The sequence below is a fragment of the Paenibacillus sp. FSL H8-0332 genome (assembly GCF_037963835.1).
Classification (GTDB): Bacteria; Bacillota; Bacilli; order Paenibacillales; family Paenibacillaceae; genus Paenibacillus_AQ; species Paenibacillus_AQ rhizoplanae.
Genome location: NZ_CP150145.1, coordinates 5,413,216 through 5,428,404, shown reverse-complemented (window position 1 = coordinate 5,428,404; position 15,189 = coordinate 5,413,216). Strand labels below are relative to the sequence as shown.

General features: G+C 56.6%; 7 protein-coding genes. 4 read left to right on the top strand and 3 right to left on the bottom strand.

The window, feature by feature from the left end; all coding sequences use genetic code 11:
- The first annotated feature begins 8 nt into the window (after positions 1–8).
- A complete protein-coding gene (locus NST43_RS23390; RefSeq protein WP_339219685.1) occupies positions 9–4,565 on the top strand; it encodes a carbohydrate binding domain-containing protein in 4,557 nt (1,518 codons plus the stop codon).
- 200 nt (positions 4,566–4,765) lie between these two features.
- Positions 4,766–7,735, top strand: a complete 2,970-nt coding sequence (locus NST43_RS23385; RefSeq protein WP_339219683.1) for a hypothetical protein — start codon at positions 4,766–4,768, stop codon at positions 7,733–7,735.
- A 9-nt stretch (positions 7,736–7,744) separates the two neighbouring features.
- On the opposite strand, the gene NST43_RS23380 is transcribed toward NST43_RS23385, so the two are convergent.
- Positions 7,745–9,352, bottom strand: coding sequence for a response regulator (locus NST43_RS23380; protein WP_339219681.1), 1,608 nt, complete (start codon positions 9,350–9,352; stop codon positions 7,745–7,747).
- Positions 9,330–11,078 carry a sensor histidine kinase gene (locus tag NST43_RS23375; protein WP_339219679.1) on the bottom strand — a complete coding sequence of 583 codons (1,749 nt, stop codon included), beginning with the start codon at positions 11,076–11,078 and terminating at the stop codon, positions 9,330–9,332. The genes NST43_RS23380 and NST43_RS23375 overlap by 23 nt, the downstream gene beginning before the upstream one ends.
- 118 nt (positions 11,079–11,196) lie before the next feature.
- Here NST43_RS23375 and NST43_RS23370 point away from each other — a divergent pair, with 118 nt between their 5' ends.
- A complete protein-coding gene (locus NST43_RS23370; protein ID WP_339219677.1) occupies positions 11,197–12,777 on the top strand; it encodes an extracellular solute-binding protein in 1,581 nt (526 codons plus the stop codon).
- A 279-nt stretch (positions 12,778–13,056) separates the two neighbouring features.
- Here NST43_RS23370 and NST43_RS23365 read toward each other — a convergent pair whose 3' ends face one another.
- On the bottom strand, positions 13,057–13,782 hold the full coding sequence (locus NST43_RS23365; protein ID WP_209987637.1) for a glycoside hydrolase family 16 protein: 726 nt from the start codon (positions 13,780–13,782) through the stop codon (positions 13,057–13,059).
- A gap of 192 nt (positions 13,783–13,974) precedes the next feature.
- On the opposite strand from NST43_RS23365, the gene NST43_RS23360 reads away from it, so the two are divergent.
- Entirely contained in the window at positions 13,975–15,042 is a 1,068-nt protein-coding gene (locus NST43_RS23360; protein WP_339219674.1) for an AI-2E family transporter, read from the top strand.
- Positions 15,043–15,189 lie beyond the last annotated feature (147 nt).

The following is a 15,189-nucleotide window of genomic DNA, read 5'->3' as shown; positions in this document are numbered from 1 at the left end:
GTGTTCAGATGTACCGCAAAGGAATATCCAAGCTTCTGATTGCCGGATTGCTGCTGTCAGGGATTCAGCTTCCGGGAACTACAGGAATAGCACAGGCAGATAACGGAAAAGACGCAGACAGGCTGTCTGCAAGTACAGGCCGGGCAGAGTCAGCACGGGCGGCGGCAGGATTCGCCGATATGAAGCAGCACTGGGCTTCAGCTGCAGTGAACAGGCTGTCAGCGGCAGGAATTCTGCAGGGAGACGAGGCAGGACAATTCAGACCGGGACAAGCGGTCTCACGGGCAGAGATGGCCGCCATCATCAGCCGCGTGTTCCGTTACACGGATTCAGGCAGTGCTGTATTCAGTGATGTAAGCGCTTCTTCCTGGTATGGCAAGGATGTAAGCCGCGTGAATGCCGCAGGTGTTGTTCAAGGCTACGCGGACGGCCGGTTCCAGCCGGGAGCGGCTGTTACCCGCCAGGAAGCCGTGACTATGCTGAGCCGGGCGTTCACGCTGGAGGCGGGCTCTCAGGGTGCGCTGGCTGCGCAGTCTGATACGGCAGCGGTCAGCGGCTACGCCCGGGAAGCCTTAAGTGCGATGCTTGGCGCCGGTTACCTGCGCGGCGATGCAGACGGCAAGCTGAATCCGCAGGCGCAGATGACCCGGGCCGAGCTGGCCGAGTTGCTGAGCCGGATGGTCGGGTGGATCAGCTCCGGCGAGGGAAGCCAGAAGCTTGGAGCGGTGTCCGGCAATGTGATTGTCAACCGGGCGAATGTGCAGCTCGAAGGAGGAACCGTCAGCGGCAATCTCTACGTGACGGCCGGAGTAGGAGAAGAGGAAGTTGCCTTCTCAGGCATCAAGGTACAGGGAACGGCCCATATCTCAGGAGGAGGCGGCCACTCGGTGGTGTTCCGCCAATCCACCCTGGGGCAGATCAAGCTGAACAAGCTTACCACCCTGGTACGAATGGTACTGGAGGATGGCAGCACCGCGGCCCGGATTGAATTGCTTAAGCCGGCGAAGGTGGAGATCGGAGCGGGCTCCCGTGCAGAGGCTGTGGTCATCGGCGCAGGCGCTGCCGGATCAGAGATCGTGAGCCGGGGGCAGATCGGCCGGCTTGAGAACCAGGCGGACCGTGTGCTGCTGAACGGCCAGGCGCTCAAGACCGGCGAGACGCTCCGGGACTTGTCCGGCACAGGAGCTACAGCGCAGGCAAGTGCCAAGGCTACTACTGCCCCAGCCCAAGCGGGCGGCGGCGGGAATGCAGGCGGTGGTGACACACCCTCGCCAACACCTTCACCTGCGACACCGGTGCCAACAGCAACGCCTGCTGCCACACCAACCCCAACGCCGACCCCGACTCCGCCAACCCAGAACAATCCATGGGAGCTGGTCTGGAATGACGAATTCGACGGCCAGACCATTGATGCGGCGAAATGGAATGTGCAGGATACCGGCACGGTGTACAATAACGAGCTGGAATATTATCACCCGGACAATGCTTCGCTTGCCACAGAGAGCGGGCAGAGCGTACTGGAGCTGGAAGCCCGGAAGCAGGCTTACGGGGGGAAGAATTATACTTCAGGCAAGCTGACCTCCAAGATGAAGGGCGACTGGACCTACGGCAAATTCACCGTACGGGCCAAGCTGCCGGTTCAACAGGGCATGTGGCCAGCCATCTGGATGATGCCAACCGATGATGAGACGCAGTATGGACCTTGGCCGGGAAGCGGCGAGATGGACATTATGGAATTGACGGGACCGGTTGCCGGTAAGCCTGGGGCAGATCTGTATCCAAGAACGGTCCATGGCTCAATTCACTATGACATTCCGCAAACTAGCCAGACCAAAACCTATGTATTGCCCGAAGGTCAGACCTTCGCTGATGATTATCACGACTTCACGCTGGAATGGCTTCCGGGCCTGATCCGGTATTATGTGGACGATAAAATGTATTTTGAGACGAGTGACTGGGGAACGATGGCCAAAGGCCAGCCGGATTACTATACGTACCCTGCTCCGTTTGACCGGCCGTTCTATATGATTCTGAATCTGGCCGTGGGCGGCGACTGGCCGGGCAATCCGAAGACCGACTTCAAGTCGGATAAAATGTATGTAGACTACGTACGGGTCTACAAATACAAGAACCTGGATCAATGGCCGGATGTAACAGGGAAGCGGCCGGTAGATCCGGGACTGTCAACCCCGCAGCGTCCTGCCCTGGCAGACGGCAATCAGATCTACAACGGGGACTTCAAGGGTACTGTAGCAGCCCAGGGTCAGCCGGAATATTGGGAATTGATTGAGAATGAGAGCGGAAGCGGAACCGTCTCCGTCATTGAGGATCAGGATAAGGGCAAGGCGGTGAAGGTTGCTGTCCATGAGGCCGGAACCCAGAACTACTCCATTCAGCTTGCGCAGAAGCCGCTGCTGCTGGAGCGGGACAAAGCCTACAAGGTAACCTTCGATGCCAAAGCGGACGCAGCCCGGCCGCTTATGAGCAAGCTGACCGAATTCGGCGGCGGATGGACGGCGTATTCCGGGGAGCGCAATTTCCAGCTTACACCGGACTGGCAGCCGTATGAGTACAGCTTTACGATGGCGAAGGCTTCGGACAATAATGCCCGCTTTGAGTTTAACCTGGGTCTGAACAACATATCCGCCTACTTCGCGAATGTAAGGGTGGTAGAAACAGAAGCGCCGCCGGTAGTACGCACTCCGCTTGCTGACGGCAACCTGATCTATAACGGAGGCTTCGATCTGGGAGAAGCACGGCTCGGATATTGGAGCTTTGCCGTTAAGCAGGGCTCGGAAGCAGCGGCGAAGGCCAGTGTAACCAATACACTTGCTCTGCCGATGATGAAGCGGGAGTTCCGGGCGGATGTGCAGAAGGCCGGAGGATCGCCGGAGGATGTGACGCTGACCCAGGCAGGAATTCCTGTGTCCGCAGCAGCCGTCTACCAGCTTGCCTTCGATGCGAGATCGGCCGAGGCGCAGCCGCTTGGCATTAAGCTGGCGGGCAGCGGTGGACAGACGGTCTATCCTGACGGAACCACCTTCACTCTGACACCGGAGTGGAAGAGCTATACAGCAGAAATTGAGCTGTCCGGCGGGTCCGGCACAGAAGCTGCGTTATCGTTCCTTCTGGGCGCGGCTGTGGGGCAGACCGAGATTGACAATGTGCGACTGGTACGGATGACCGATCCGCCAGTGCTCACTAAATACCTGCACCTGCGGGGAGACCAGTTCTGGAGAGCCTCAGGAACCGGCCTGATTCCGAGCGGTGAAGGCGGCAAGGATATCACGAATATGGATAAGGGCGACTATGTGGAATATAAGGTGGTACTGCCTCAGGCAGGAAGCATTGTTCCGGTTACCCGCGTATCTAGTGTGCTCGCGGATTCCGAGCTTACGCTGTCAGTACTGGATGCCAGCAAGCAGAATGTGGTGACGGAATCTGTCTACAGCGCGGCAGTTGGCAATACCGGAGGTCTTCAATCCTACCGGGCGATCGTTGGAGCCCCGCTTGCGCTGCCTGCGGGAAGCTATTATATCCGTCTTGGCGGCAGCGGCTACAATCTGGCCTGGCTGGATCTGTCCCGTGAGCTGGTGATGAACGGCAGCTTCAAGGATGCTTCCACCGACAACTGGACGCTATACAAGAAGGACTGGGATGACAATGACCCGGGGAAGAGCACTGTAATGAAGGCGGTGTATGGAGAACTGCAGGTTAGCCTCGGCGGAACGGGAACGGAGGCTTGGCATGCACAGGTGAAGCAAACGGGCATCCCGGTAGAGCAGGGCAAGAAATATCTGCTGCGCTTCGATGCGGATGCTTCGGTGGCCCGGGATATTAAAGCGCTGGTTCAGCATGACGGGACTGACGATGGCAACTGGACTCCTTATCTGGAACAGGGGCTGAGACTCAGCGAAGCCGGAGGACACTATGAATATCTGTTTACTGCCCCGGCAACGGATTCCGCAGCGGTGCTCCAGTTCAGTCTGGGCAAGATTTCCGAAGAGCTCGGAGCGCATACGGTCAACCTGGGCAATATCTCCTTGCTTCAGGTAAGCCCGGTGCTGGATGGTGAGGCTTACGGGGAGAATCTGATTCCAAACGGCGATTTCTCGGCGCCGCTTAAGGGCTGGAGCAGCTACTCCTCCGACAACGGGGAGTTAACTATTGATAATGTGGATGAAGCGCTGCAGATCAAGGTGGGCTCCACCGGAACGAACACCTGGGACCGGCAGGTCTTTTATGAGGGAATCGCTTACAACGAAGGCAATCATTATACACTCACCTTCAAGGCCAAGGCATCAGCTGAACGCAAAATGAATATCAGCATCGGCTGGCTGGATGTGGCGGACAACTACAACTGGCACGGATATACGAGCAAAATTGTTGATCTGGGCAGCGATTATCAGGAATATACCGTAGAATTCGATGTTGCCGGAGGCAGCACCTCCATCGGCCGCATTTCCTTCGAGCTTGGAGATATTAAGGATGGCGGCACCGGGCATCTGACGGTGAACGTGGATGATATTGTGCTCACGAATAACGGAACAGCAGCGGCACCTTGAACATGCTTTGGATTTTGTTATTCAGGCTTACGATTTGGTATTTAGACTGGACGCAGACACTTCTATAATCATTACATGGAGGACGGGCAACCGTTCTCCGTGCTTGTTAAGAACCTTCCCCCAATTCTTCGGCCCAATGAGTATACATAACAGGGAATGAGTATCGTCCAATAGAAAACAGGAAAAGAGGAGAACCATTCATGATGCTGAAATTCAATACCGCAAGAGCAGCGGCTGCTTCACCTGAGGATATCCTGAGACAAGCATTCGCAGACCGGATGGATGCAGGCGGGCAGCTAAGCGCCGTCTTCACGGATTCCCAGTGCATCGGGGCTGTTGGCGTAGCGGGCCTTCCGCTCCGGCTGCCGGCCATTCAGGAGCTGCTGAAGCTCCCGGAGGTGGCAGCGCTGCTGCCGAAGGAGGCTGGCGCATCCGCGCTGTTCACCGTGAATGATACAGGTACGGCACTGTCCCTGCATATCCGCCATGCCGGAAGACAGGAACAGACAACAGCTATACCGGAGGCGGCTGCAAGCGCGGCGCTGGCGCAGCTTCAGGCTGCACCGGGCTGGGCCGGTGCCCTTAACGCTGAAGGCGAGCATGTGATTGACCTGCGCTCCCCCGTTCCGGGGCCGCACTTCGCGGTCAATCTGCTGCTGGGCAACCGTCTGGAGTTCCCTCATCCGCTTCAGACTACACCGAAGAGCGTGGTCGACCGCCTGGGCGGCGGCAGCTTCCGTTCCCATGCGGCTACCCAGGTGCTGGCGACCCGCTGGGATATGCGCCAGGAGGAGAACGGCTTCCCGGCCAACCGTCAATTCTATCTGTTTGAGGACGGGAAACAGATCTTCTATTCCGCTGATCCGGGCGGAGAAGGCATTGAATCGGCGGTCTGCCGCCATTCACAGAATGTAACCATCATCACGTACCGCCTGTCCGGCGGACTTGAGATTACACGTACTATCTTCATTCTGCCGCATGCTGAAGGTCTGCCGCTGGCGACCGAGATGCAGCGGGTTACGATTACGAACCATGGAGAGATCAGCCGCCAGCTTCGTCTGGTGTATACGGGCATGTTCGGCTCGGCAGCACCGGGCGCTCTGTTCGAGGATGTGCTGTATAGCAATGTTATTATGCAAGGCGGCGTATTGCAGGACGCTGATGGTGCCGTGGCTGCAATCAGCCCTGACTATTACCCGGAAGGCGGGCGCCATGATCTGCGCTTCCACACGATGATTATCCACGGGGAAGACGGACCGGTGCTGCCGCGTGAATATTGCGTCAGCTACAATGAGTTCGTCGGCACCGGCTCACTCCACCGGCCATCCGGCGCGCTGAAGCTGAGCAGCATTCTGCACCGCAAGGGGCCGGGATTCTTCGCGGTAGCGGGCGATATTCAGGTTCCTGCCGGAGCCACGACAGCGGTTGACCAGCTGACGGGCCTTGTCTCCGACAAGAGCGGAGCAACCTGGAGCGATACGGTACTGGAGGAAGAGGTAGGCGCGCTGATCGCCCGCTTCACAAGCCGCAGCGCGGCCGAAGAAGCCTTGGCACAATCCCTGAAGTTCGTGCGGAATTACTCCAGGTTCCTGCAGGTATCCTCCGGGGACGCGGATTTCGACCAGTTCGTGAACCGCAATCTGCCGTTTCAGGTGCTCTACCAGAGCTTTGTCTCCCGCTCCTTCTGTCAGACCCAGAAGGGCTACCGGGAGATCGGCTTCCGTGAAATTCAGGATATGTATGCCTCGATGTATTATTTCGTCGGGATGGGCCGGGGCGGCCTCGTCAAGAGCCTGCTGAAAGAATGGACCAGCATGGTATTTGAGCTGGGGTATGCGTATCACAATTTCTTCTGGGCCGGCAAAGAGCCGGGCAAATGGTCCGATGATGCGCTATGGCTGATCCAGGCTGTCTACCGTTATGTCATGCTGACCGGGGATGCGGAGTTCCTGGATGAGGCTTGTCCGGTAGCAGGCACAGATACAGAACGGCCGGTATTCGAGACCCTGAAGGCGATTATTGTCTATTCCGGACAGATCTCGATCGGACGCCACGGCCTGCCGCTGCTCGACTTCGCAGACTGGAACGACTGTCTGAAGCTCGATGACACCTATCTGAACGGCCCGGTCAAGGAAGCACTCTACCGGAAGCAGCTGGAGGCTGGCGGTGTCTTCGGGGATTCGCTGGAGAGTGATTATTCCGAGAGCGTCATGAACGCCTTCCTGCTGAAGGTAGCGGTTGATGAATTGTCCGCCCTGGCCGCCCGCAAAGGCGAGCAGGCGTATGCAGATGAGCTGACGGGCTTCGGAGCTAAGCTGCGGGAACGCATCCAGGAGCATGCCTGGAAGGGGGATTTCTTCGCCCGTGTGCTGTTCAACCGCTATCCGAACGGAGAATATACGTATCTCGGCGCTGCCGGAGACGGGATGTCCTCCGATCCGGCGAAGGACGGCTCGTACTTCCTGAATTCGTTCAGCTGGAGCATTCTGGCGGGCTGTGCGGATGAGGAGCAGATCGCGGTGATGCTGAACACTATGAAGGCGCATCTGATGACGCCTTACGGCATGAAGCTGGTCTCGCCGGTGGCGTTGGGCCGGGTATCCACGCACACGGCTTCGGATGAATATTTCCCGGGTGACCGCGAGAACGGCGGCGTATTCAAGCATGCCTGCATGATGGCTGCTGCGGCTATGTTCAAGGGGGCCAAGGAAGTATCCAGTCCGGATCTGGCTGCCGAGCTCTCCCGCTTGGGCTACTGGCTGCTGGACCGGATTATGCCGTTCAAGACGATGGATGATCCGTTTGCCGTCTGCGGGAATCCGCGGTTCTGCACCCAATACAACAACAGCGAGACTGGTGAGAACATCGGTCCAATGCTTAGCGGCACCTCGACCTGGCTCACCCTCTCGCTGATGGAAGCGCTGGGTATTGAATATACGGAGCAGGGCATAGCACTGAGTCCGGTGCTGCGGGAAGAGCAGACGGAGCTTACCTATACCTTGAAGCTGGGCAGCTCCTCCTACCGGATTCAGGTCCGTAAGCCGGAGGGCTTCCACCGCATGCAGGACGGGGCAGCCCGCCTGACGCTGGACGGCCGGGTACTGGAGAACGGCTTGGTACCGGCCGTAGATGACGGCTTCGCCCATGAGGTAGAGCTTACCTTCGCGTAACTGACGGAATTACAGCGCCCGGTCACGGTATTCATGCGGGGTCATCCCCGCATATTCCTTGAAGAGCTTAATGAAATAATGGGCGTTGGAGTACCCGAGCTCCGAGGAAACTTCATAAATTTTGAGCGGCGTATGGATTAGCAGATACGCCGCTTTTTCCATCTTTACCTGACTGATATAGTCGCTGATCCGCTTGCCGGTCTCCAGCTTGTACATTTTGGAGAGATAGACCGGATGCATCTGGACATGGTCGGCGATGGCCTGTAGGGAGACATAGTGCAGATTGAGGTTGATATACTCATGTACCTTGCGGATCAGTACGGTCCGGCTGTTCCGCCGTTCGGAATCCGTATGCTCTCTCAGCAGAAGGATAACCTCCATGGCCCACTCCCGCAGCTTGTCCGGCGTCTGAAAGGGAGCCTGCTCCAGCAGCGGATTGCCGACAATCTCGCTCAGCAGCTTGTTATTCTTGTGGGCGAAGTAATAGAAGGCCGTCTCCAAGTGCAGACGGGCTTCCTGGATATGCTCCAGTGACCGCTCCGGACTGTGGACCAGCTCCGAGACAATAGCGTTCAGCTTGTCTTCAATGCCCTGCCAGTTGTTCGCTTCGAACATGTGGAACAGCAGAGGAGGCTCATAGAGCGGCTGGAGAATCTCCACGGGCTGGGAGCTGCTGTTATCCGTGGTATCGAGATAGATGCCGGTCTCGCTGCCGATATGCTGGCGGATTGCGGAGATGGCGGATTGATAGAGAGTGTAGACCTGATCCGGGAAGTCGCCCCAGCCGGTGGTCACCACGGACAGGCCGCCTCCCATCAGGGTGCTGACATGATTCTGCAGCTGATAGGCAGCCTGAGCCACCCCATTTCCCGGATTGCCGTCGTGTTCAACATCCTCCCTGGGCTGCAGCAGGAATACGAGATAATCATGAACATCCTTGCAGGACCAGATCAGGAACCGGTCCTGGAACAGCTCCTGGGCGATATTAATGATTGCATATTCAAACAGCAGCATGCTGTGCATATCCTGACGCCGGAAGAATTCCTCGGGACGGACCACGGCCAGACAGACTGGCAGTCCCGCCCTGAACGGCAGGTCGAACTGGTCCAGCCGCTCCTGGAGCTGCGGCCCGGGCAGCTTCCGACCTTGCAGCAGCTCCCCGAGCAGGCGGTCCCGCAGGATTGGCAGATGCTCGCGGAAGGTCTGCATCGTCCGCTGGTGGGAGGACCAGGCCTCCCAGTCACTGCGCAGCTTCTCCTGGAGCTTGCCGATGACGGCGATCAGCTGGTCGTTCGCTATCGGCTTGAGCAGATAGGCGCTGGCCTGCTCCTCAATAGCCTTGCGGGCATATTCAAACTCCGCATAGCCAGTCAGCATCACCACCCGGACATGCTTCCAGCGCTTGCGGATGGCGGCAATCAGCTCGGTGCCGGACAGCTCCGGCATATTGATATCTGTGACTACAATATCAATGGGATAACGCTGGAGCAGCTCCAGCGCCTCATACCCGGAATAAGCTTTGTGGACCTGTCCGAAGCCCATCTCCGCCCAGGGAATCGAAATGGACAGATCATCGACCACATAGGGTTCATCGTCAACCAATAGAATTTGGTGCATCAGGTTCCTCTTTCTTCTCCATACGGAGAGTTGTTATCAGACCGCCTTCCGGTGAAGGGGCAATCATCAGGCCGGAAGCCTCGCCGTAATGTAATTTGAGACGCTGCTGGACATTCCATAGCCCGCAGCCTCCATCCTCACGCGTGGTTTCGTTAATACGCGCCTGAAGCGCGGCAATGGCTTCCTCTGTCATACCGGCGCCGTTGTCCTCAACGGTAATGAGAATGGCTTCCCGGGTATGGCGGCCGGTGATCCGGATGGAGCCGGGGCCGATTTTTCGCTCAATGCCATGGATGATACTATTCTCTACTAGAGGCTGAATCAGCAGCCTCGGAATGTTCAGGTCCAGCAGTTCAGTCTCCATATCCATCTCGTAGCGGATACGCTGCTTCCGCAAATTCTGGATCTTCAGGTAATTCTCCAGCAGCTTCAGCTCATCCTGAAGGGTGGTGAGGGAATGGTCGACCCTGGTAATATAACGGTAATATTCGCCCAAGCTGAGTGCCATCGCCTCGACGGATTCCGTATCTCCTATGGCGGCCTTGCTCTTGATGAAGAACAGGCAGTTGTACAGGAAATGCGGATTGATCTGTGATTGAAGCTGCTTCAGATGGGCATCCTTGGCCCGGAGCTGCTCCAGATAGACCTGCTCGATCAGCGACTGAATCTTCTCGGCCATGTCATTGAATTCCTCATTAAGCAGCGTGAACTCCTGATTGGTCCGGGTATGAATGCGGGTAGACCAGCGCCCTTCCTTCATCCGGTTGAGCGAACGCAGCAGAAGGCTCACCGGACGCTGCACCTGGCGGTAGAGCTGCAAGGAGAAGAGCAGGCTCATCACCAGCAGAATAGCCGATCCTGTCAGGAAGGAAGAGCGGCTGCTGCGGATCGGTTGAAGAATCTCCTTCAGCGGTGAATAATGCACGACCTGCCAGTCGATGGCCGAGGAGGGCACTGAGCTGACCAGGAAGCTGCCCTGCTTAAGGTTGAAGATATCGGAGGTACTCTTCCCGGCCGTGATATTCAGTGCCGCGGTGACCTGCTCCGCCATCTGCCGGTCCGAACTCCGCGAGAGGATGACCCCGAATGTTGGATGGTACAAGAAGGTGTCCCCCGTGTTCTGCGACTGGTAGGCCTCGAACATCCGTTCAATATTGGAGACTGGTAAATACATGGACATCAGCAGCTGCGCCTCGCGCGGCCGGCTTGTTGCCTGGGCAGGGTCCGACAAAAGCAGCCGGAAGCCTGCCTCTGCGCCGGCCCTGTCCGCCGAGATATACTCCCAGCCTGCCGGCAGCGGCTTGTGCAGGACAGAGACATCGAAGGACAGCGAGGAATCCGAGCCCAAGGTCTCCCCGCTGAAGGGCTTGTACAAGACAATCCGGTTCTCCCACGTACTGGAGCTGGTCTGTAGGGACAGCTTCTCCAGCACCGTCATAATCGTCTGGGCGGGATCAATAAGATGGCCCAGCTGCGTAATCTGCTCATAATCGCGGATGGTGGGATCTCTCTGCAGGGCATACATGCTGCCCGCCAGCTGGTTGATATTGTCATCCATCTGCTGGGTCAGGAATTCCAGATGATTCAGGTCGGTGGTTTTAATCTGACTGGTAATGACTCCGACATCCTTACGGTAGGACATTCCGTAGAACAAGAGTGTAGCGGCAATCAGCGAGAGCAGGATTGCTACCATTTTAATGAACAGGTTGGGACGCCATGCCACCATAAAGATCATCCTTTTCAAGACATTTGCTGTAATATGGAGAAGTGTATCATAAGATCATGAGGTCGATTACAATACAATCTGTTCGTCACACCGAACTCTACGAAAAGCAGGTGGTTTCATGAAGGTCCATTCACCGCTGTTCCTGCTGCTCCTGATCCTGTCAGGGTGCTCCTGGCACAGCACTGGCGATAGTCAGCCGCCCGCTTCACCGCAGAGTACAGCCCCTCACTTCGATGTTAAGCAAGGCAAATATGATCCTCCGGTAGACCTGTATACGGTCGGCTCTGTGAACCCCAACCTGAACTTTATCAAAGGGGAGAGCCTGGAGCATAACGTACATACGGTCTGGGCCGAGAAGCGGCTGGGCATCCGTATCCGTTATCTCTGGACGATCTCCGGCACCTCAGAGACCTACGCCAACAAGTTGAGGCTGGAGCTGGCCAAAGGCAATATGCCCGACATCGTAACGACCAGAGATGCCGATATTATCCAGGAGCTGATTGATTCAGGACAATTCATGGAAGTCGGCGACCTGTTCGAGCAGCATGCGTCCGAGGTGTGGAAGAAGGCTGTTGCCGAGGATGCTTCGGCATGGAACCCCTTCGTGCGCGGCGCGCACCGGTATGCCATTCCCATTATGGATTATGAATATAACTCCGATCCGCTGCTCTGGGTCCGCCAGGATTGGCTGGACAAGCTCCATCTGAAAGCCCCGCAGACCCTGGATGAGCTGGAGCAGGTCATGGACGCCTTCGTCAACCGGGACCCGGACGGCAACGGAATCAAGGATACCTACGGTCTGTCGGTTGGATTCCGCAACGGCGCCAGCACCTGGATGGGAGACAGCAGCTGGGTGTTCGGCGCCTACGGTACGGTTCCTGAGCAGTGGAACCGCCGGAGTGACGGCACCCTGGAATACGGCTCCATCCAGCCCGGGGCAAGGAAGGCTGTCCAGCTCATGAAGCAATGGGTACAGCGCGGTTATCTGAGCGCTGACAGTGCCTGGCTGGATGAAGAGGGAGCGGCGAACCAGTTCATCTCCGGCAAGGCGGGCATCATTGCCGGACCCTATTGGATGCGCGGCTGGCCCCTGTCCTCCTTGACCAAGAGTGACGCTGAGGCGCGTGTCCGGGCAATTGCCATCCCTTCGGGGCCGGGCGGCCTCACCATGAGAAGAGGGACCCTGCCTGTCAACGGTGCCATCCTGATCAATAAGCAGATGAAGCATCCTGAAATCTTTTTTACGTATCAGAATTATTTGTTCGATTCATACGCTACCTCGACCGGCGAGTTCGCCCATGGCCTTGCGGAGGGCTATGACTGGTCCATGGCGGGCGGCCAGCCGAGCGCCGAGTCTTCGGCGCTGCCGCTGGGCGGCATCCGGGTAGCCTCGTACACGCTGACCTTCGACGGGGCCCGGATTCCCTCCGGGGTCATCCGGGAGATCCCGAAGGACATTGCCCCTGTGCTGCTGGGCCAGAAGGAGGCTTCCCGCAAGGAGCAGTTCACGGGACCTCCGACAGCGACGATGAAGCGTGACGGCGAGCTGCTGAAGAAGCTGGAGCAGAAAAGCTTCATCAAAATCATCTTCGCGGACAGCCCGCTTGAAGAATTCGACGAATTCGTGCACAAGTGGAACACCTACGGCGGACTTACCGAAACCATGGAGGTCAATGCCTGGGACCGCAGCAGCCGATAAATACCGCAGGGACAAGAAACCGCCTCTATAATAAGGCGGTTTCTTGTCGTAGATAAGCCTCAAGGCCTCTGCCTGTTTGCCTGGCGGCGGCTCCATCAAATCTGTTCCTTTTGTGCGGTATTCTTTCTATATATCGTACAGAAGGACGGCCGCAGCCGCCATACCAATGTGGCGATTGGGATAACAAATATTGAAGATGAGCTGCCATGATCCGCATAGACAAAAGAACCCCGGCGGATGCCGCTTGCGCATCGCCGGGGTCCATCACCTGCCTGCAAGTTAGTTGCTTGTGTATTTCAGCCAATCGTAATAGGCGTACAGCGGGTTCGCCCCGTTGTAGGAACCGAGCCAGGAATCCACACCCGTTCCGTTCCAGAGGTTCATCATGATTTTACCGGCCCGGGAGGGGATGTTGCTGGTTGCCGTATGCTTCAAGACCCCGTCTACATACCATTTAATATAACCCGGCTGCCAGTCGAAGGCGTACGTATGATAGCTCTGGGAAGCATCGAAGCCGAGATTAACAATCTTCTCATGTCCGCCAACACCGTTCGTGTAATAGTTGAACTGAACCTTCGTGGTATCCTTGCCAAGGAACTCAATATCAATCTCATCCCAGGGTGTGCCGTCTGAGGGTCCGGTGTAGGTGAAGAAGGAGGAGACGATCCCGCTGTTCTTGGCCGGTTTCATGCTGACCTCGTATTTGCCGTAGCTGTACTTGTTCACAGAGCGGTACTCCGCGCCGTCAAATTTATTGTTGCTGGGGCTGGTCAGGGCCAGACGAAGCTGTCCGCCACTGGTGAATGAGATGTTATTCGCACGCCAGGTACAGTTGAACATGGAGCCATTCGAGTAGCCGTCTGCTTTTTGCCAGGTTGCGGGGTTGAAGTAAGTCAGAGGCTCATTAAAGACGGTTGCCGCCGAAACGGACGGAGCTCCTGTCAGCAGACCGGCAAGCAGCAGGGTCATTCCTGCACCGAATAACTTGTGTAGCTTTCTCCTCATATACAATACCCTCCTCATAATGTAAGCGTTTTACAATATGATTGTAGCGAACCTTGAACCCGGCCACTATACCAACCTGCGAATTAAAATAACAAAAAACCAATTTTTTGCAGAGCGGAGTATTTCATTCCCCTCCCACACATACTAATATGGCATGATGGTTAAGGGCTGTACACGTTCAGGAGGGGTATTATGGAGGAGTGGTCCCGCAGTAAATGGCTCCGCTGGATGATCGGCGTGCTGCTCTCACTGATTATTCTATATTTCGTCTGGCTGCTCCGTCCGATGCTGAATGGGGTATTCCTGTTTCTAAAAGCGATCCTGGCCCCGTTCCTGGCCGCCATGATTATCTCCTATGTACTGAATCCCGTGGTCACCATGCTCTCCCGGAGAAAAATGCCGCGCAGCGTAGCCGTCCTGCTGATCTATGCGGTGTTCCTGACCTCGCTTGCGGTGATTCTGATCAACCTGATCCCGATGTTCATTGAACAGCTGGAGGAGCTGAACGAGCATCTGCCGGAGATGACGCTGCACGCGCAGGGGTTAATGAAGGGCATGAATTCCAGACTGATTCCGCCCGGGGTGGAGACGGGAATGAATAACTGGTTCTATCAGCTGGAGAACCGCCTGGCCGAAGGCATCTCCCACTTCCTTAATAATATCGCTTCGACCATTGGCCTGCTGTTCAACGCATTCATTGTGCCTTTTCTCGTGTTCTATATTCTGAAGGATTTCGAGGTGTTCGAACGGATGGTGGTATCCTGTCTGCCCCGTTCGCGCCGCAAGTCGATTGTGATGCTGTTAAAAGACATTGATGAAGCGCTCGGCAACTATATCCGCGGGCAGTTTCTCGTCTGCATCATCATCGGCGTGCTCGCTTATATCGGCTACGCGATTATAGGCATGCCTTATGCGCTGCTGTTCGCCTGTGTTGTCGCGGTATTCAACATTATTCCGTATATGGGTCCGTTTCTGGGGGCGGCCCCGGCTATTGTGATGGCCTCAACCTTGTCGTGGCGCCTTGTCCTGCTGGTGGCGGTGGTGAATACCCTGTGCCAAATGCTGGAGAGCAACGTGATCTCTCCGCAGGTTGTAGGACGGAAGCTGCATCTGCATCCGCTGCTGATCATCTTCGCGCTGCTGGTCGGCGGCGAGATCGCAGGAATGATCGGACTGATTCTGGCCGTCCCTTTCTTCGCTGCCGCCAAGGTGGTCATTCAGCATATCATCGGCTATTATATCCGCAGAAGGCCAGCGTGAAGCAGCCGTAATTCATCCCGTCACTTGCAGGAACCGGAGGGACTTGCGCTACTTCGGGTGAAAGGATTGACGGTACATGTATCTTTTGGTTATAATGTGGTGAATATTACGATAAGAAGAGTCATCATAGCAGTGCGATGAAGAGGA

Bases quoted from the DNA above. Each gene is read 5' to 3' on its own strand.
- NST43_RS23390 (WP_339219685.1), top strand. From the start codon at position 9: ATGTACCGCAAAGGAATATCCAAGCTTCTGATTGCCGGATTGCTGCTG.
- NST43_RS23385 (WP_339219683.1), top strand. From the start codon at position 4,766: ATGATGCTGAAATTCAATACCGCAAGAGCAGCGGCTGCTTCACCTGAG.
- NST43_RS23380 (WP_339219681.1), bottom strand. From the start codon at position 9,352: ATGCACCAAATTCTATTGGTTGACGATGAACCCTATGTGGTCGATGAT.
- NST43_RS23375 (WP_339219679.1), bottom strand. From the start codon at position 11,078: ATGGTGGCATGGCGTCCCAACCTGTTCATTAAAATGGTAGCAATCCTG.
- NST43_RS23370 (WP_339219677.1), top strand. From the start codon at position 11,197: ATGAAGGTCCATTCACCGCTGTTCCTGCTGCTCCTGATCCTGTCAGGG.
- NST43_RS23365 (WP_209987637.1), bottom strand. From the start codon at position 13,782: ATGAGGAGAAAGCTACACAAGTTATTCGGTGCAGGAATGACCCTGCTG.
- NST43_RS23360 (WP_339219674.1), top strand. From the start codon at position 13,975: ATGGAGGAGTGGTCCCGCAGTAAATGGCTCCGCTGGATGATCGGCGTG.